Below are 18,823 nucleotides of genomic sequence, written 5' to 3' on the forward strand. Positions count from 1 at the left end.
GGCGGGCGTCCCCGCGGACGTCCGCCAGGCGCCCCCTCACGCAGTCCCCCGAACCGAAGGAGAAACACATGAAGAAGATCACCTTCCTCACCGCGGCACTCGCCGCGGGCGCGCTCACCCTGTCCGCGTGCGGCCAGGAGGGCACCCCCGACGCCGGCGGCGGCGAAGGGGCGGCCGCCGGCGACGCGCCCGTCTACGAGGTGGCCGAGGACGCCGACTTCTCCGAGAGCGACACCTGGGAGGCGGCCCAGAGCAACGGCACCCTGACCATCGGCGTCCGCTTCGACCAGCCCGGCCTGGGCAACCGCCCGGCCGGTGCCGACGTCCCCGAGGGCTTCGACATCGAGATCGCCAAGCTCGTGGCGGCCCACCTGGGCTTCGCCCCGGAGGAGATCGAGTGGGTCGAGACCGTCTCGGCCAACCGCGAGCCGTTCCTGCAGAACGGCACCGTGGACCTCGTCGTGGCCACCTACACCATCAACGACGAGCGCAAGCAGGTCGTCGACTTTGCCGGGCCGTACTACGTCGCCGGGCAGGATCTGCTCGTGGCCGAGGACTCGGACATCGCGGGCCCGGAGGATCTGGCAGGCACGTCAGTGTGCTCGGTCGACGGCTCCACCCCGGCCCAGCGCATCGCCGAGGAGTACCCCGAGGCGGATCTGGTCACCTACGACGTCTACTCCAAGTGCGTCACCGACCTGCAGAGCGGCTCCGTCGACGCGGTCACCACGGACGACGCCATCCTCCGCGGTTACGCCGCCCAGAGCGACGGCGCGCTGAAGGTGGTCGGCAACCCGTTCTCCGATGAGCCCTACGGCGTCGGCCTGCCCAAGGACGACCAGGTGCTCCGCGACGCCGTGAACGACGCCCTCGACGAGGCGCGCGACAACGGCTACTGGACCGAGGCGTTCGAGTACACACTCGGCGACTCCTCCGGCGTCGAGCAGCCCGAGGTCGACCGCTACTGATCCCTCAAGCGACCGCGTGCCGGGGCCGGGCCGGCCGATGCCGCACTCGCGTGCATCAGCCGGCCCGGCCCGTGGCCGGGTCGCCCGGCCTGTCGCCCACGGGCCGGCCCTCACGTCCCGCACAACGAAAGATCGACGACTGTGGACATATTCGACCTCAGCGGGCTGTTCCTCAGCGGCGCCTGGGGAACGCTGCGGCTGTTCCTCCTGGCGCTCGTCGGGTCGCTCGCCCTGGGCACGCTGCTGGCGGCCATGCGGGTTTCGCCGACGCCGGTGCTGCGCGGCGCCGCCGCCACCTACGTCACGGTGGTGCGGAACACCCCGCTGACCCTGGTGATGTTCTTCTGCGCCTTCGGGCTTCCCATCCTGGACATCCAGTTCGCCAGTGACCGCGGTCTGAACTCGTTCTTCTACGCCTCCCTCGCCCTGAGCGCGTACACCGCCTGTTTCGTCGCCGAGACGCTGCGCTCCGGCATCGCCGCCATCCCGGTCGGTCAGGCCGAGGCGGCTCGGGCCATCGGGCTCAGCTTCCGCCAGACCCTGAGCCTGATCGTGCTTCCGCAGGCGTTCCGCACCGTGATCCCGCCGCTGGGCAGCGTGGTGATCGCGATGCTCAAGAACACGTCCATCGCCTCGGCGTTCAACAACCGGGAGCTCATCTCGGCCATGCGCTCGGGCATCGAGATCCGCGGCGACATGGTGATCACGATCCTGATCGCCACCGCCCTCATTTACCTGGTCCTGGCGCTCGGCCTGGGTCGGATCTTCGACCTCCTGGAGCGGAAGCTGGTGATCCTGCGATGAGCGCCCCCACTCAGGTCCTCTTCGACGCGCCCGGGCCCAAGGCCAGACGGAACAACGTCCTCATCTCGATCGCCTCGGCGCTGCTGCTGGCGGCGCTGGTGGCGTACATCGTCTGGAAGTTCTACGACGCCGGCCAGCTGGAGGCCGACAAGTGGACTCCGTTCACCTACACCATCATCCAGAACGTGCTGCTCCGCGGCCTGCTGGCCACGCTGCAGGTGGCGGCGGTCGCGACCGTGCTGGCGCTCATCGTCGGCGTCGTCTTCGCGCTGCTGCGGCTGTCCTCGCGCCGGTACATCTCCATTCCGGCCACCATCGTCCTGGAGTTCTTCCGGGGCATCCCGGTGCTGCTGCTCATCTTCGCGGTGTTCTACATCGGCGGTCGCGGGGTGGGTCCGTTCTGGGCGGTCGTGATCGGCCTGACGCTCTACAACGGGATGGTCATCGCGGAGATCATCCGCGCCGGCGTCCTCTCCGTGCCCAAGGGGCAGAAGGAAGCCGCGATGGCCATCGGGCTCCGTCCGGGCCAGGTGATGAGCATCGTGCTGATGCCGCAGGCCCTGCGGGTGATGATGCCGACGATCGTGGCGCAGCTGGTGGTCCTGCTGAAGGACTCCGCCCTGGGCTACCTGGTCACGTACCGGGACCTGCTCGCGGAGGTCAACAACATCGGGCGCGACTACCAGAACCTGCTGCCGACGTTCATCATCGGCGCCGCGATCTACATCCTGGTCAACATGCTCGTCGCCGGCTTCGCCCGGTACCTGGAGCGCCGCCTCCAGCGCACCCGCGCCTGAGTCGCACCCGGGCCCGCGCCGGGCGTAGGCGGCACTGGTGATTCCGGGGTTGTGTACTAATTCCTGGTGCACTCACGCGGAAATAGCGCACAAGCCCGGAACCAAGTGCATGCCGGTGGGCAGACCAGCAATGGGCGAGGCGATATGACTGGCGAGTTGCCGGACCGGTCTGCCGGGCTCACCCGCCGGGCCGGCTCGTGCCCGCCGGGCCGGCCTCTGTTCCGGCAGTGCCTGGCCGCCAGGCGTAAAATCGACTGCGTGCGGGCCTACTTCGACCATGCTGCCACCTCGCCGATGACGCCCGGCGTGCTGGCGACCTACACCGAGGAGCTGCAGCGCGTGGGAAATCCCTCCTCGCTGCATGCTTCCGGTCAGGCTGCCCGGATGCGGTTGGAGGAGGCCCGGGAGACCATCGCCCGGGCCGTCGGCGCCGCCACTCCGGCCGAAGTCGTGCTCACCTCCGGCGGCACGGAGGCCGACAACCTCGCCCTCAAGGGCCTCTACTGGGCGCGCCGCGCCGCGGACCCCGCCCGGCGGCGCGTGCTGCTCTCCGCCATCGAGCACCACGCGGTGATGGAGACCGCCGAGTGGCTCGAAGCCCATGAGGGCGCCGAGCTGCACTGGCTGGAGGTCGACGCGCAGGGACGTGTCCGCCTGGACGCCTATCAGGAGACCCTGGAGCGGTACGCCGGCCAGATCGCGCTGGTGTCCGTCATGCTCGCCAACAACGAGATCGGCACCATCCAGCCGGTTCCCCGCATCGCGGAGCTCGCCCGCGCCCACGGCATCCCGGTGCACACCGACGCGGTTCAGGCGCTCGGCCAGATCCCGGTGGACATGTCCGAGCTGGGCGTGGACGCGCTGAGCCTGTCGGCGCACAAGGTCGGCGGACCCGTCGGCGTCGGCGCCCTCGTCCTGGCCCGCAGTCTCAGCCCGGTCCCGGTGCTGCACGGCGGCGGGCAGGAACGCGGCGTGCGTTCCGGCACGCTCGACGTCGCCGGCGCGGTCGCCTTCGCCCGCGCCGTCCAGGACGCCACCGCCGATCTTCCCGCCCGCGCCGCCGCGATGCGCGAGTTGCGCGAGACGCTCATCGCGGGCATCCTCGAATCCGTCCCCGGCGCCGAGATTACCGGCTCCCAGGGAATGGAACGGCTGCCGGGGAACGTGCACATGATCGTTCCCGGATGCGAGGGCGACTCGCTGCTGTTCCTCCTGGACAGCCACGGGTTCGACACCTCGACGGGCTCGGCCTGCCAGGCGGGCGTCTCGCGGCCCTCGCATGTGGTCCTGGCTCTCGGCCGGACCGAGGACGAGGCCCGCGCGACGCAGCGGTTCAGCCTGGGTCCGGAGACCACGGCCGAAGAGGTGCAGCGGCTGCTGTCCGTGCTGCCTGGCATCGTGGAACGTGCCCGGGCGGCGGGAATGGTCTCCGCGACCCCCTCCTGGGCCGTGTCATGAAGGTTCCGGCGACTGCAAGGGCCGTGCGGGCACTACGAAACGCCTGCACCAATGAGATGAGAGGAGAACGCCGCCGATGAAGGTACTCGCCGCGATGAGCGGCGGAGTCGATTCCGCCGTGGCCGCCGCGCGGGCGGTCGAGGCCGGTCACGAGGTCGTCGGCGTCCACCTGGCGCTCTCCCGCATGCCCGGAACCCTGCGCACGGGCTCCCGCGGCTGCTGCACCATCGAGGACTCCCGCGACGCGCATCGTGCCGCCGGCGTCCTGGGCATCCCGTTCTACGTCTGGGACTTCTCGGAGCGGTTCAAGGAGGATATCGTCGACGACTTCATCGCCGAGTACGCTTCCGGCCGCACGCCCAATCCGTGCATGCGCTGCAATGAGCGGATCAAGTTCGCGGCACTGCTCGACCGGGCGCTGGCGCTGGGCTTCGACGCCGTGGCCACCGGCCACTACGCCGAGGTCCGCTACACCGCCGACGGCCATCCGGAACTGCATCGCGGCGCTGACCTGAACAAGGACCAGTCCTATGTGCTGGGCGTCCTGACGGAGGAACAGCTGCGGCACTCCTACTTCCCGATCGGCGCCACCGCCTCCAAGGCGGAGGTCCGCGCCGAGGCCGCCGAGCGCGGTTTGAGCGTGGCGAACAAGCCGGACTCCTACGACATCTGCTTCATCCCCGACGGCGACACCAAGGCCTGGCTGGCGGACAAGATTCCCATGCGCCCGGGACTGATCAAGGACCGTTCGGGCGAGGAGCTGGGCACCCACGACGGCGCGATGACCTTCACGATCGGCCAGCGTAAGGGCCTGAAGGTCGACCGGCCGGCGCCCGATGGCGGGCCCCGGTACGTGGTCGGCATCGACGCGGCGGCCAACACGGTCACCGTCGGCCCGCGCGAGGCGTTGCGCGTCGGCGAGCTGGAAGGCATCCGGGCCACCTGGTGCGGGCAGCCCCCGGAGGGAATCGGGCACAGCCGCGAGGACGGCATCGACTGCGAGGTGCAAGTCCGTGCGCACGGCAACACCGTGCCGGCCCGTGCCTGGCTCGGCCGCCGGGACGAGACGCCCGGCGCGGACGGAACCCGCCCGGCCGGTCAGCATGTGCACGTCGCGCTGGAGGAACCTTTCACCGGAGTAGCGCCGGGGCAGACGATGGTGCTCTACGCCGGCACGCGTGTGCTGGGCCAGGCCACCATCGACCGGACCCGCAGCCTGGATCCCGCGGCATGACCCAGCCGCCCGGTCCCGGATCCGATCCCGCGCCGGGACCACCGGCCGGCGAGCCTCCCCTGGGCCCCGCCGCTCCCGGGGAATCCCCGCTCATCGCCCCGCACGGATCCTGGGACTCGCCACTGAGTGCGGAGCAGGTCGCCCGCGGCACGCATGTGACGGCGGCGCACTTCGTCGATGACGAGATCTGGTACTCCGCGCGGCTGCCGGACCAGGACGGGCGCACCTCGGTGCAGCGCCGCCGCCCGGACGGCACGGTCGGCACGGTCCTCGGCGGGCGCTGGAACGTGCACTCACTGGTCCACGAGTACGGCGGCGGCGCATGGACGGTCCATGAAACCGCGGACGGTCCCGTGCTGTACTTCGTGCACCTTGACGATCAGCGCCTCTACCGCCTCTCGCCCGGCGCCGACGGCAGGGACAGCGGGAAGCCGGAACCGCTGACGCCCCCGTCTGGCGGGCGGGTGCGCTACGGGGACCTCACCATCACCGGCGGCACCCTCTGGGCGGTCGAGGAGACCCATGTGGAGGCGCGCCGGGTGGCCGGCGCCCACGGCGAGCCCCACGATCCCGCCGCCGCGGTCTCCCGGCGGCTGGTGGCCCTCACCGCTGAGGGAATGCGTCCCGTGGTGGAGGGCACGCACTTCCTCGCCTGGCCGCGCGTCTGCCCGGACGGCACCCGCCTGGCATGGATCGGCTGGGATCACCCGTCCATGCCCTGGGACGGCACGCGCCTGTACACCGCCCGGATCGCCGATGACGGCTCAGGCCCCCGAATCCAGGGCGACCCCCTCGTGCTGGCCGGCTCGGACGCCGAATCCGTGCTGCAGCCCGAATGGGCGTCCTCCCGCCGGCTGATGTTCAGCTCCGACCGGTCCGGCTACTGGAATCTCTACGCCGTGGACCCTGAGCTGGCGGAGGCCCGGGCCGGCCTGGTCCCGGAACTGATCGAGGTGCTCACGCCACCGCGGGACATCGGCGGGCCGCTGTGGACGCTCGGCGCACGCTGGTACGGCTTCGCCGGGCCGGGCGGCGCGCTGCTGGCCGAATCACGGCACGGGACTTCGCAGCTGCACTGGCTCAGCCCCTCCGGCGAAGCACGCGAGCTGGAGACCCCGTTCGACTCCCTCGTGCTCGCCGATGTGCATCCGGCCGGCCGGCACGCGCTCGTCATCGGCGCCGGCCGTCACATGCTCACCGGTCTCTACGTGCTCGATCTCCTGAGCGGGGAGGCCGAAGCCGTCCGCCTGCACGCCCCTGAGGCGGCCATGGACGCGGGATACCTGCCAGAGCCCTACGAGGAGACGTTCGCCGATCCGGAGACCGGCCGCGAGGTGCACGCCGTCGTGTATCCGCCGCGCAACCCGCGCCACCGGGGCCTCCAGGGAGAACTTCCGCCGTACCTGGCCCTCGTCCACGGCGGCCCCACCGCGCAGGCGACGGTCGGCCTGCACCCGCACCACGCGTTCTTCACCTCCCGCGGCATCGGCGTCGTGGACGTCAACTACGGCGGCTCCAGCGGCTACGGGCGCGAGTACCGCGAGCGGCTGCGCGGTCAGTGGGGTGTGGTCGACGTCGCCGATGCGGTGACCGCGGTACGGGGTCTGGTCGCCCAGGGGCTCGCCGACCCGGAACGCCTGCTCATCTCGGGCGGCTCGGCCGGCGGCTGGACCGTGCTCTCGGCGCTGACGTCCACCGATGTGTTCGCCGCGGGCGCTTCCTACTACGGCGTGGCGGAACTGTCCGCCTTCGTCACGGAGACGCACGACTTCGAGTCCCGGTACATCGACGGCCTGGTCGGGCCGCTGCCCCAGGCGCGGGAACTCTACGAACGCCGCGCCCCGCTGAACAACCTCCAGCGTCTGGCCACCCCGGTGATCGTCTTCCAGGGCATGCGCGACCCGATCGTGCCGCCCAGCCAGGCGGAACGGCTGCGCGCCGGTCTGGAGGAAGCGGGCGTGCCGTACGCGTACCTGACCTTCGAGAACGAGTCGCACGGCTTCCAGCGGCCCGCGAGTATCGTGGAGTCCCTCCAGGCTGAACTGGCGTTCTACGGCCGAGTGCTCGGGTTCGAGACACCCTGGAACCACCTGATCCGGCTGCGAGGACGAGGCCGGTGAGGCGCCGGCGAGGGTGCGCGAACGCCCGCACGGCTTTCAGAGCGGTCCGCAGTGACGGAATCAGCTGATTCCGCACTCACCGCGCAGCGCCGGGGTGCGGGGACGGTTTCAGTGACAGTTTCAGTGGCAGCGTGAGAGACGGTTTCAGTGACGGGAAGGGGAGGGATATCCGATGACCCAGCGACCGGGCGGCTCTGACACGGTCGACGCCCTCATCGACGGTGCCGGCGACGAGCGCCGTCCGGCGACCGCTGAGTCCACCGCTGAGCCTGCTCCCGGACCTGAGGAAGAGCGGCTGAAGGCGAGCGGGCGGGGGCACTGGCCGGGCACGGACGTGCTCGCGGCGGTCCACGGCATCGTCGCCGATGCCGGCTCCGAGGCGTTCCCGTTCCTGCCGGTGATGCCCGCGCGCGCTCCCGGCGGCGAGCTCGCCGGGTACGCCGCGGCCCTCCTGGTGGAGTTGCACGCGGACCTGCGACCACACGGCTGGCAGATCGCCCGGGCAGCCGCGGCCGGCACCGGCGGGCGGGATGCCCGCCGGGCGCTGTCCCTGCACGGGCAGGACCGCGACGCCCTTGCCGAGGCATTCCACGCGCCCGGGCGCTCGCCGCGCGGGCCGCTGATGATCTCCCTGCCGGGGCCGGTCACCCTCGCCGCGGTGCTCTACGGCCCCGGCGAGGAGCGGATGATCGCCGATGCCGGTGCCCGCCGCGATCTGCTGGACTCCTATGCCGAAGGGGCGGCGGCCCACGTGCGGAGCCTGCGCGCGCTGCTGCCGGACGTCTCTCCCGTCGTGCGGCTCGAAGAGCCCGAGCTCGTGCGCGCCCTGTCCGGGCGCATCCGCTCCGCCTCGGGGTTCAAGGCCATCGGGCCGTTCCCGGAGCATGAGGCCGGCCAGCGGCTGCGGCAGCTGCGCGAGGCGCTGCTCACCGCCGGGGCCGCCGAGGTGACGGTGCAGCTGCCGGGCCGCGCGCCGCTGCACTGGGATCTGGGCGAGGGGCCGCGCCCGCTGCTGCCGCTGCTGCGCCAGGCCGGCGTCACGGAGATCGGGGCGGACCTCGGGGCGCTGGGCGTGCGGGAATGGGAGATCCTGGCCGAGGCATTCGAGTCCGGCCTGCGGCCATGGCTGAACCTGCCCTCGGCTCCCAGCGTCAAGGACGCCCTGGAGCGGATCCTCGCCCCCTGGCGACGGCTCGGCATGCCGGTGAAGGACGTGCCCGAGCTGGGGCTCCAGCTCGGCCGTGCACCCGCCGTCACCCCCGCCGATGCGCTGGCCCTCACCCGGCCCGCCCAGCCGGCCCCCGGTCGCCTGGCCCCGTCTGATCCCCGCGCGGACCTGAACGCCGCGCTCTCTCTGGCCGACGCCCTGCGCGAGGAAGCGAGAAGGTGACATGAGCGAGCAGCACGAGACCTCCGGGGCGCCCACCGAGGAAGCCCGGGCGCAGGCGGCCTCCGCCGGCGAGGACCTGGCCCGTGACCGCGAGCGCGCCCATGAGCTGGCGCTGCAGATCGAGGAGCACCGGGAGGCCTACTATCAGCACGATGCGCCGCTCATCTCGGACGCCGAGTTCGACGCTCTCATGCGGGAGCTGGAGGACATCGAGCGCCGGCATCCGGAGCTGGCCACCCCCGATTCGCCCACGCAGAAGGTCGGCGGCCGGGCGGACACGACCGCCTTCGCGCCGGTGGACCACCTGGAACGCATGTACAGCCTGGACAACGCCTTCTCCCTGGAGGAACTGCAGGCCTGGAACGTCCGCGTGGTCAAGGAGATCGGCACGGACGTGGCGTATCTGTGTGAGCTGAAGATCGACGGCCTGGCGGTCAATCTCCGCTACGAGAAGGGGCGGCTGGCGCAGGCGGCGACCCGCGGCGACGGCCGTACCGGCGAGGACATCACCGCGAACGTGCGCACCCTGCGGCAGGTCCCGCACGTCCTGGCCGGCGGCGGTCACCCGGATGTGGTGGAGATCCGCGGCGAGGTGTTCTTCCCGGTCGAGGATTTCTCCGATCTGAACGCCTCGCTGGTCGAGCAGGGGAAGGCGCCGTTCGCGAACCCCCGCAACGCCGCCGCCGGTTCCCTGCGGCAGAAGGACCCCCAGATCACCGCCGGCCGGCCGCTGGAGATGCTGGTGCACGGCATCGGCGCCTGGCGCACCGGCACAGCCGCGGACGCCGCCCGTCCCGAGACGCAGTCGCAGGTGTACGAGCTGCTGGGCGAATGGGGCCTGCCGATCAGCGAGGAGACCCGCGTCCTGCACAGCATCGACGAGGTGATCGAGTACATCGAGCACTCCGGCGAGCGGAGGCACTCGGTCCGGCACGAGATCGACGGCGTGGTCGTCAAAGTGGACCGCCGCGCGCAGCAGAGCGTGCTCGGCTACACCTCCCGCGCACCCCGCTGGGCCATCGCATACAAGTACCCGCCGGAGGAGGTCACCACCGAGCTGCTGGACATCCAGGTGCAGGTGGGGCGGACCGGACGGGCCACGCCGTTCGCGGTGATGAAGCCGGTGCTCGTCGCCGGTTCGACGGTGGAGAAGGCCACGCTGCACAACGCCCATGAGGTCAAGCGCAAGGGCGTTCTGATCGGGGACACGGTGGTCATCCGCAAGGCCGGCGATGTGATCCCCGAGGTGCTCGGCCCCGTGGTGGCGGCCCGGGACGGCAGCGAGCGGGAGTTCGTGATGCCCTCGCACTGCCCGTCCTGCGGCACCGAGCTGGGGGAGCAGAAGGAAGGCGACAAGGACCTGCGCTGTCCCAATGCGCGTTCCTGCCCGGCGCAGCTGAAGAACCGGGTGTTCTACCTGGCTTCGCGTGCGGCGCTGGACATCGAGGCGCTGGGGGAGGAAGCGGCGCTCGCGCTGGTCGATCCCGAGGAGCCGGCCGTGGCGGACCGCCGGCCCGAGGACCTGCTGCCCCTGCGCACGGAGGCGGATCTGTTCCTGCTGGCGGCCCAGGGCGAGCAGCAGGGCGAGCGGCAGTCTGGCGAGCAGCGGGGCGACGAGGGAGCCCCCGCGGCGGACCCCGGCCTGCCGGCCGATCCGCGTGTTCTCGACGAGCTCGCCCGCATCCGCATCCGCCGTGAGAAGCGCGGGAAGGATGCCGCGCCGGGGGAAACCGAGCTGGTGCCGTACTTCTTCACCAAGGACGGCGCCAAGCCCACGGCCAATACCCGCAAGCTGTTCGAGGAACTGCAGAAGGCCAAGGAACAGCCGCTGTGGCGTGTGCTCGTGGCCCTCTCGATCCGGCATGTGGGGCCGATCGCAGCACGTGCCCTGGCGGCGGAGTTCGGTTCGATGGAGGCCATCAGGAACGCCGATGCCGAGACGCTCGCCGCGGTCGAGGGCGTCGGCCCGGTGATCGCCGAGAGCGTCATCGAGTGGTTCGGCGTGGACTGGCACCGCGAGATCGTGGACCGCTGGGCGGCGGCCGGCGTGCGGATGGAGGACGAGCGCGACGATTCGGTGCCGCAGGTCCTTGAGGGGCTGACCGTCGTGGTCACCGGTTCGCTGGAGAACTACAGCCGCGACGGTGCCAAGGAGGCGATCATGGCCCGCGGCGGGAAGGCGGCCGGCTCGGTGTCGAAGAAGACCTCCTATGTGGTGGCCGGCGAAGCTGCGGGATCGAAATACGACAAGGCCCTCGCCCTGGGTCTGCCCATCCTGGACGAGGCCGGCTTCGAGAAGCTCCTGGCCGGCGGCCCGGACGCGGTGGCGGACCTGGTCGGCGCCGGGGAGGATGAGGGCGCGGACGAGAACGCCGCCCAGGAGAACGACTAGACTCGGTTCTCGGTCCGGTGCGCAGCGCACGGGCCGAAGGACGCATACGAACGAGGAGAGGGTGACCATGCCCGGGGAGATCACCACCGAGCAGGTGGCGCATCTGGCGCAGCTGGCTCGCATCGCCGCCGATGAGCAGGAGCTGGCCCAGCTCAGCCAGGATCTGGGGAAGATCCTGGGGGCCGTGGCCCGCGTCCAGGAGATCGCCACGGACGAGGTGCCGGCCACCAGCCATCCGATTCCGCTGAGCAACGTTTACCGCGAGGACGTCCCGGTGCCGACCCTCACCCAGGAGGAGGCCCTCTCGGGTGCCCCGGAGGCCGCCGAGGGCAAGTTCGCCGTCCCGCAGATCCTCGGGGAGGAGTGAGATGGGCGAGATCACCAGGCTCACAGCGGCCGAACTCGCCTCCCGCCTCAGCTCCGGCGAGGTCTCCAGCGTAGAAGCGGTGCAGGCGCATCTGGACCAGATCGAACGCGCGGAACCGCTGGTGAACTCCTTCATCACCGTGACCGCCGATGATGCGCTCGCCACCGCGCGCCAGATCGACGAGCGGCGGGCCCGCGGCGAAGAGCTCCATCCGCTCGCCGGCGTCCCGGTCGCCGTGAAGGACCTGATCGTCACGAAGGGCACCCGCACGACCGCCGGCTCGAAGATGCTCCAGGAGTGGGTGCCGCCCTATGACGCCACCGTGACGGCCAAGGTGCGTGAGGCCGGCCTGCCGATCCTGGGCAAGACGAACATGGACGAGTTCGCGATGGGCTCGACCACCGAGCATTCGGCGTTCGGCCGGACGTACAACCCCTGGCACACCGGCCGCGTGCCCGGCGGCTCATCCGGCGGCTCCGCGGCGGCGGTGGCCGCCTGGGAGGCGCCGCTGGCGATCGGCACCGACACCGGCGGCTCCATCCGCCAGCCGGCCGCGCTGACCGGCACCGTCGGCGTGAAGCCGACCTACGGCTCGGTCTCCCGGTACGGCGTCATCGCGATGGCCTCCTCCCTGGACCAGGTGGGCCCGATGACCCGCACGGTCGCCGATGCCGCCGCTCTGCACGAGCTGCTGGCCGGGCACGATGCGCAGGACTCGACCTCGTTGCCGCAGGCGGTGCCCGGCTTCCGGGCCGCGGCGGCGAACAGGGACGTGAAGGGCCTGAAGGTCGGCGTGCTGGCCCAGTCCTACGGCGCGGGCGTCTCCGCCGGCGTGCGGGGGAGCTTCCAGGCGGCACTGGATCTGCTGGCCGAGGCCGGCGCTGAGATCGTGGAGTTGCAGCTGCCCGCGCTGGACTACGCCCTGGACGCCTACTACCTGATCATGCCCAGCGAGGTCTCCTCCAATCTGGCGCGGTTCGACGGGATGCGCTACGGGTTGCGCGCCGAACCGCAGGACGGTCCCGTCACGGCGGAACGCGTCATGGCCGAGACCCGGCGCCAGGGGTTCGGCTGGGAGGCCAAGCGCCGCATCATCCTGGGCACCTACGCGCTCTCGGCCGGGTATTACGACGCCTATTACGGCTCCGCGCAGAAGGTCCGCACCCTGGTCAAGCGGGACTTCGCCCGGGCGTTCGAGCAGGTGGACGTGCTGGCCTCCCCGACGGCGCCCACCACGGCATTCGGCTTCGGGCAGGACGCCGAGGACCCCATGACGATGTACCTGAACGACGTCTTCACCATCCCGGCGAACCTGGCCGGCCTGCCGGGCCTGTCGCTGCCGTCCGGGATCGCCGGCGACGGTCTGCCGGTGGGCTTCCAGCTGCTGGCCCCCGAACTCGCCGACGAGCGGCTCTACTCGGCCGGCGGGGCACTGGAGGCGCTGCTGGAGGAACGGCGGGGCGGCCGCTTCGCCGATCAGCTGACGGAGATCGGAATGGCCGGCTCGGCCGCTGACTCGACTGGAGGGATCTGACGATGGCGCGCCTGCTGTCCTATGAGGAGGCCGTGTCCCGCTTCGACCCGGTGCTCGGCATCGAGGTCCACGTCGAGCTCGGCACCAGGACCAAGATGTTCGACGGCGCCCCGAACTCCTTCGGCGCGGACTCGAACGAGAACGTCACCCCGGTGTCGCTGGGCCTGCCCGGAGTGCTGCCGGTGCTGAACGAGAAGGCCGTGGAGTACGCGGTGAAGATCGGACTGGCCCTCGGTTGCGAGATCGCCGAATCGTGCCGGTTCGCCCGGAAGAACTACTTCTACCCGGACGTGCCGAAGAACTTCCAGACCTCTCAGTACGACGAGCCGATCGCCTTCGACGGCGTGCTGCCGGTGGAGCTGGAGGACGGCGAACAGCTCGAGGTGCTCATCGAGCGGGCCCATATGGAGGAAGACGCGGGGAAGAACACCCACGTCGGCGGCGCCACGGGCCGCATCCACGGCGCGGAGTACTCCCTGGTGGACTACAACCGGGCCGGCGTGCCGCTGGTGGAGATCGTCACCCGGCCGATCACCGGTACCGGCGCCAGGGCACCGGAGGTCGCGCGGGCCTATGTGCAGACGCTGCGGGACATCTTCCGCGCCCTGGGCGTCTCCGAGGCGCGCATGGAGCAGGGCAATGTGCGGGCCGATATCAACGTCTCTCTCCGTGAGTCGCCCGACGCTCCGCTGGGCACCCGGACCGAGACGAAGAATGTCAACTCGTTCCGCTCCATCGAACGGGCCGTGCGCTATGAGATCCAGCGGCAGGCGACGGTGCTCTCCCAGGGCGAGAAGATCATCCAGGAGACCCGTCACTTCCACGAGGACGACGGCACGACCTCCGCGGGGAGGGTGAAATCCGACGCCGACGACTACCGGTACTTCCCGGAGCCGGACCTGGTGCCGGTCGAGCCGTCCCGTGAATGGGTCGATCAGCTGCGCGCCTCGCTGCCGGAGCTCCCGGCGGCGCGCCGGCGCCGGCTGCGCCAGGAGTGGGGATTCTCCGAGCTGGAGATGCGCGATGTCGTGAACGCCAATCTGCTCGACGCCGTCGAGGCCACGGTGACCGCCGGGGCCTCGCCCGCAGCGGCGCGGAAGTGGTGGACCGGTGAGCTCACGCGGCAGGCGAACGCCGCGGAGAAGGACGTCGCCGAGCTTGGCGTGACTCCGGAGCACGTGGCCGAGCTCGCCGGGCTGGTGGACGCGGGCAAGCTGAACGACAAGCTCGCCCGTCAGGTCCTCGCCGGCGTCATCGAGGGTGAGGGCGGCCCGGGCGAGGTCATGGCCGCCCGTGGCCTGGAGCTGGTGCGCGACGACGGCGCCCTGGAGGCGGCCGTGGAGGAGGCCATCGCAGGCAACCCGGACGTGGTGGAGAAGATCAAGGGCGGGAAGATGCAGGCGATCGGCGCCCTCATCGGTCCGATCATGAAGGCCACCCGTGGCCAGGCCGATGCGGGACGAGCCCGTGAGCTGATCATCGCCAAGCTCGGCCTCGGCTGAGGAACACGGCGGCGACGCCGATCAGGCAGACGGCGAAGCCCAGCAGCGCGGTCCAGCGGATCGGGTCACCGAACATCAGCCACGCCCAGATCGCCGTGGTGGGCGCGCTCAGGTACATCAGCGTGCCCACCCGGGTGGCGTCCGTGTGGCGCAATGTGAGCCAGTAGAAGCCGTAGCCGCCGAAGGTGGACAGCACGATCACCCAGGCGACCGCGAGCCAGAACGTTCCCTCGGCCAGGAACGGGCCCGTGAGAGTGCCGGTGGCGCCCGCCGCGGCGGTGAAGACTACCGCGCTGGCCAGGCACTGCACCCCTAGTCCTTCGACGATCGGGGCCCGGCTGGGGGAGGCCGCTTCCATCAGGGTCGCGGCCGTGAGCCCGAGCATGCCGGCGAACGGCAGGAGATAGGCCCAGGGCGGCGCGGACCCGGTGCTCAGATCGCCGCCGACGACGACCGCGACACCGGCGAAGCCGATCCCCAGGCCGGTCCATCGGCGGGCGCTGGTCCGCTGTCCGAGCAACGGCCCGGTGAGCGCGCCGGTCAGGAGCGGCTGCAGGGCGGCCACGAGCGCGGAGGTGCCGGCGCCGACGCCGAGCTCGATGGCGCCGATCACGCCGCCGAGGTAGACCACCTGGCTGAGCACTCCGAGCAGCGCGTGCCGCGGCCAGGCGCGCACGGTCAGGCTCCGGGTGCGGGCGAGCACCAGCAGCACGGCGGCCACCAGGGGAGCCAGGACGAGGAAACGCCAGGACAGCAGGCTCAGCGTGCTGGCGTCCTGGGTACCGAGCCGGCCACCGACGAAGCCGGAACTCCACATGACGACCAGGCCCGCGCTCAACCCCGCCACGACCCAGCCGCCGGCACCGGGCCGGTGGCTCGCCGCTGCTCCCGGCTGAATGCCCGTGGCGTCGGTGGTCGGCTCGGTTCTCACGTGAAGCTCCTTCAGTAAACGGACCGGTATAGTTACTACTATACTGACCGGTATGGCTGCTGAACATCACGTGCAGACGCTGACACCCGGGGGCCGGGCGGTGCTCGACGCGGCGAGTCGGCTGTTCTACGAGCGCGGCATCGCCGCGGTAGGGGTCGACGCGGTCGCCGCGGAGGCGGGGGTGACCAAGAAGACGATCTACGACCGGTTCCGCTCCAAGAGCGCGCTGGTGCGGATGTACCTGGCCGAGCGGGATGAGCGGTACCGGCGCTGGGTCGACGCATGGATCGCCGAGCACCCGGAGGCCGATCCCGCACTGGCGGTATTCGACGCGCTGGAGTCCTGGCGGGGGTCCCAGGGCGCGAAGGGGTGCGCCTTCGTCCACGCGCACGCCGAGCTCCTGGCCGAACCGGACCACCCCGCGCACGAGGTGATCCGGGCGCAGAAGCTCTGGCTGCACGAGCGTTTCCGGGTGCTCGTGGAGGAAGCCGGGCACGCCCGTGCCAAGGAGCTGGCGACGGAGCTGCTCGCCCTGCACGAGGGGGCCACCGTGCTCTATTCCCTCACAGAGACCGGCGATGCGGTGGCGGCGGCCAGGCGCGCCGCCCAGGCCTTGCTGCGCACCGGCTGAGCGGCCCGGTCGGCCTCATGGCGGGTCGCTACCTATCTGTACACGCTGTTCTGGCGGCGACCGGGGGTGGCTGTGCTCAGCTTCTCGCCGCCGGCCTCGGGCTGTCCTCCGCCTTGCGGTAGGCGTGGATGACCGTGATGGGGATGCGGCCTCGGTTGCGGACGGCGTAGCCGTTCGCCCGCGCCCAGGCCCGGACCGCCTGACCGTGCCCGTCACCCTGCGCCGACCCGGTTCCGGTGCCCGTCTTGCGCCGCCCGCCCACGCGCCGCCCGTATTTCGTCCATCGGCGGATCAGCGCACGGAGTTCGTCTGCGTGCACATGAGTGAGGTCGAGTTCATAGACGTTGTCGTCCAGCATGAACTGCAGGGTCTCGTCGGCGGGGCTTCCGTCCAAATCATCGATCTTCTTCGTGATGACCTTCTTCACCGTACTGAGTTGTCTCCGTATCGAGCGGTCTGTGGTTTACCCGGGGTTATTCGGGCTGGAGCGAATGCGGTGTGGAATCGGGTGGAGCGAGAAGATCGAGTGGATCGATATCCAAATGTCCGGCCATGCTCTCGACCGTCTGCAGAGTCAAATTGCGCTCCCCGCGCTCAACACTTCCCATATAGGTACGGTGAACTCCAAGCTGGGTCGCGAAAGCCTCCTGGGAGACTCCCCGCTCCAATCGGTAGAGGCGCAGGTTCCGCCCCACACGCCGCTGAAGATCGCCTATTGTCACGCAATACATCGTTCGTGGTCCGCAGTGTTGGGGTCTACACACTCATGAGTAGCAAGACGCCTGCCGTTACCTGATGGGGTGAGATCGCCGTGGAATGATCCGGTCGTGGGAAAACGGAGGCGTTGTCGCTGTGATTGCATCATCCGGACCGGCGCCTATCGGCCCGCTTTGACGATAACGTCTTCCGGGCCATCTTACGGCAGAAAGACATATACCTCCGCTTTATAGCCGCGGGCCGCCCGTGAGGACAATACCGTTGATTTGTCCTGTCCGGCGCGGTGTTCCTGACTGAGTACTGGGGAAATGCCGCGCGGGGCACGTGACGGGCCGCCGGGGTCGTCGCTGTGAACTGACGCCTGGCCGCGTCCCCACGGGGCTCCACGCCGTAGGATTGGAAGCCATACGGAGGAGAACCATGTGGACGTCCAAGCCCGACGGGCACGGCAAGTGGCGCGCATTGCACAAGCGGTACGTGGGTGCCGCGCGCCCGCGGTACCGCATCCTGGTCAACGACTCCGTCACCGAAGAGGTGCGCCGCCGCTGGGCAGCGCGCGGTGTCACCAATATCGCGATGCTGGGTCCGGGGCTCCCACCGCGGTCCGCCCCCGGCCTGCTGCGCCGTAACCTCCTCGGCAGCAAGGCCCTCTTCCTGGGCACCGGCGCCGTGGCGACCAGCGCCACCGTGAGCACCGGCGGCATCGCCTGGCTGGCCGGTGCGCTCACCTTCGTCGAACCGACTACCGGGCTGCTGTGGACCGGAGGCGTCGCCGCCGTGACCGGTGCGGGTACCGCCTGGACCGGCGTGCGGTACTCCCGCGACCCGCGACGGCTGCGCCGCAACGAACGCGCCGCGGCCCGGGACGCCGTCTGGATCACCCCCGAGGCGCTCCGCGTTCCCGGCCCCAGGGGCGGGATGAAGGAGACCGACGAGCAACGGCTCTTCCACCTGCTGTGCGCCCTCGCCCAGCGGATCGTCGCCACGCGTGCCTGGACGCACGAGTCCCTGCAGGGGCACATGTCCAAGCTCGACCTGGACCACTTGGTCTCCGGCATCGGCGCGCGCCTCCTGGAACTGACACAGCTCCGGCGCGAGATGGAGCGCATCAGGTCACCGCACTCGGAGCGGCAGCTCCGCGCTGTCGAGCGCCGTCTGCAGGAGGCTTTCGACTCGGCCGCTGCGAGGGTGGAGGGCCTGGAGGGATATCTTCAGCGGCTGCTCGCGCTCGATGAGCTGCTGCTGAAGCTGGACCATCTCGAACGCTCGCGTGAGCTCGGGGCGCGGGTACTCGACGTACTGGCGAAGACGGCCGACGACGAGGACGCGGACTGGCGACTGCAAGACCTCAACCTCGAGGCCGAATCCCACGCCGAGGTGATCCAGCGGCTGCTTGAGGAACTCGAGGAGTCCGCCGACGAACTCAGCTTCCCGGACCCGCAGCCGTCCCGGCTGCCGCGGACCTCGCGCGGTGACGGGACGCACGGCTCCAATCGGCCGGGTCCTGCAGCAAGCGACATGCAGCCTGGCGCATCGACGGAACATCCGGTGCCCGCGGATGATCGGACGGCCGGCGCTGCTGGAGGCGCCGACGCCGCCGGAGACGCGGACGCCAGCCGAGACGCCGATGCTGCCACAGGCGCGGCGGCCGCAGACGTGGGCCCGGCTACGGATTCCGTTGCGCGGGCAGCGCAAGCCGCCAGCAAAGACCGCGCCATCAGGGAGGACGCCGATGAGGGTGCTCCGCCGTCCACCGGCCCCGCCGCGGAGGCAGGGGTCGCTGAGCAGGACCCGCTGGGCACCGCCGCCGATGTGCTGAAAGCGCAGAGCGACGCCATTCTGGACGAGCTGAACCGTCACCGCCGTCCAAAGCGCTGAGTTCGTACCTTAAGGAACAGTGACAGTTGACGCGGAAAGTATCCACGGTTTGTTTTGCGTCATCGAACGGTTAACGTCGCCCGGCGAGCCTTCGGGAGAG

Annotated in this window: 16 protein-coding genes; 13 read left to right on the top strand and 3 right to left on the bottom strand. The window is 70.6% G+C overall.

What is annotated here, in order from left to right:
* Positions 1–68: 68 nt before the first annotated feature.
* The 11 genes from IEW13_RS07095 to gatB all read left to right on the top strand — a co-directional run bounded on the left by IEW13_RS07095 (position 69) and on the right by gatB (position 14,566).
* Positions 69–968 carry a glutamate ABC transporter substrate-binding protein gene (locus IEW13_RS07095; RefSeq protein ID WP_188550252.1) on the top strand — a complete coding sequence of 300 codons (900 nt, stop codon included), beginning with the start codon at positions 69–71 and terminating at the stop codon, positions 966–968.
* A 141-nt stretch (positions 969–1,109) separates the two neighbouring features.
* The gene (locus IEW13_RS07100; RefSeq protein ID WP_188550253.1) at positions 1,110–1,772 is read left to right on the top strand and encodes an amino acid ABC transporter permease; all 663 of its coding nucleotides are present in this window, start codon (positions 1,110–1,112) and stop codon (positions 1,770–1,772) included.
* On the top strand, positions 1,769–2,569 hold the full coding sequence (locus tag IEW13_RS07105) for an amino acid ABC transporter permease (RefSeq protein WP_188550254.1): 801 nt from the start codon (positions 1,769–1,771) through the stop codon (positions 2,567–2,569). Before IEW13_RS07100 ends, IEW13_RS07105 begins: the two co-directional genes overlap by 4 nt.
* 258 nt (positions 2,570–2,827) lie before the next feature.
* Positions 2,828–4,027, top strand: a complete 1,200-nt coding sequence (locus IEW13_RS07110; protein ID WP_188550255.1) for a cysteine desulfurase family protein — start codon at positions 2,828–2,830, stop codon at positions 4,025–4,027.
* A gap of 76 nt (positions 4,028–4,103) precedes the next feature.
* On the top strand, positions 4,104–5,261 hold the full coding sequence (mnmA, locus tag IEW13_RS07115; protein WP_188550256.1) for a tRNA 2-thiouridine(34) synthase MnmA: 1,158 nt from the start codon (positions 4,104–4,106) through the stop codon (positions 5,259–5,261).
* Positions 5,258–7,381, top strand: coding sequence for an LpqB family beta-propeller domain-containing protein (locus IEW13_RS07120; protein WP_188550257.1), 2,124 nt, complete (start codon positions 5,258–5,260; stop codon positions 7,379–7,381). Before mnmA ends, IEW13_RS07120 begins: the two co-directional genes overlap by 4 nt.
* A 172-nt stretch (positions 7,382–7,553) precedes the next feature.
* Complete coding sequence (locus IEW13_RS07125; RefSeq protein ID WP_188550258.1) at positions 7,554–8,771, top strand: uroporphyrinogen decarboxylase/cobalamine-independent methonine synthase family protein; 1,218 nt, start codon at positions 7,554–7,556, stop codon at positions 8,769–8,771.
* 1 nt (position 8,772) lies between these two features.
* A complete protein-coding gene (ligA, locus tag IEW13_RS07130) occupies positions 8,773–11,163 on the top strand; it encodes an NAD-dependent DNA ligase LigA (protein ID WP_188550259.1) in 2,391 nt (796 codons plus the stop codon).
* Between the two features lie 67 nt (positions 11,164–11,230).
* The gene (gene gatC, locus IEW13_RS07135) at positions 11,231–11,530 is read left to right on the top strand and encodes an Asp-tRNA(Asn)/Glu-tRNA(Gln) amidotransferase subunit GatC (RefSeq protein WP_188550260.1); all 300 of its coding nucleotides are present in this window, start codon (positions 11,231–11,233) and stop codon (positions 11,528–11,530) included.
* 1 nt (position 11,531) lies between these two features.
* Positions 11,532–13,064 (top strand): Asp-tRNA(Asn)/Glu-tRNA(Gln) amidotransferase subunit GatA, encoded by a 1,533-nt coding sequence (gatA, locus tag IEW13_RS07140; RefSeq protein WP_188550261.1) that lies wholly within the window; start codon positions 11,532–11,534, stop codon positions 13,062–13,064.
* Positions 13,065–13,066: 2 nt separating this feature from the next.
* Entirely contained in the window at positions 13,067–14,566 is a 1,500-nt protein-coding gene (gene gatB, locus IEW13_RS07145; protein WP_229744985.1) for an Asp-tRNA(Asn)/Glu-tRNA(Gln) amidotransferase subunit GatB, read from the top strand.
* On the opposite strand, the gene IEW13_RS07150 is transcribed toward gatB, so the two are convergent.
* Complete coding sequence (locus IEW13_RS07150; protein WP_188550262.1) at positions 14,541–15,497, bottom strand: DMT family transporter; 957 nt, start codon at positions 15,495–15,497, stop codon at positions 14,541–14,543. The two genes, gatB and IEW13_RS07150, sit on opposite strands and share 26 nt — an antisense overlap.
* 52 nt (positions 15,498–15,549) lie before the next feature.
* Between IEW13_RS07150 and IEW13_RS07155 the strand changes: the two genes are divergently transcribed.
* Positions 15,550–16,128, top strand: a complete 579-nt coding sequence (locus tag IEW13_RS07155) for a TetR/AcrR family transcriptional regulator (RefSeq protein ID WP_188550263.1) — start codon at positions 15,550–15,552, stop codon at positions 16,126–16,128.
* A gap of 76 nt (positions 16,129–16,204) precedes the next feature.
* On the opposite strand, the gene IEW13_RS07160 is transcribed toward IEW13_RS07155, so the two are convergent.
* Positions 16,205–16,555, bottom strand: a complete 351-nt coding sequence (locus tag IEW13_RS07160; protein WP_188550264.1) for a histone-like nucleoid-structuring protein Lsr2 — start codon at positions 16,553–16,555, stop codon at positions 16,205–16,207.
* Between the two features lie 46 nt (positions 16,556–16,601).
* A complete protein-coding gene (locus IEW13_RS07165; protein ID WP_188550265.1) occupies positions 16,602–16,859 on the bottom strand; it encodes a helix-turn-helix domain-containing protein in 258 nt (85 codons plus the stop codon).
* Positions 16,860–17,265: 406 nt separating this feature from the next.
* On the opposite strand from IEW13_RS07165, the gene IEW13_RS07170 reads away from it, so the two are divergent.
* Positions 17,266–18,723 (top strand): hypothetical protein, encoded by a 1,458-nt coding sequence (locus tag IEW13_RS07170; protein ID WP_188550266.1) that lies wholly within the window; start codon positions 17,266–17,268, stop codon positions 18,721–18,723.
* Positions 18,724–18,823 lie beyond the last annotated feature (100 nt).

The sequence above is a fragment of the Sediminivirga luteola genome (assembly GCF_014639315.1).
GTDB lineage: Bacteria > Actinomycetota > Actinomycetes > Actinomycetales > Brevibacteriaceae > Sediminivirga > Sediminivirga luteola.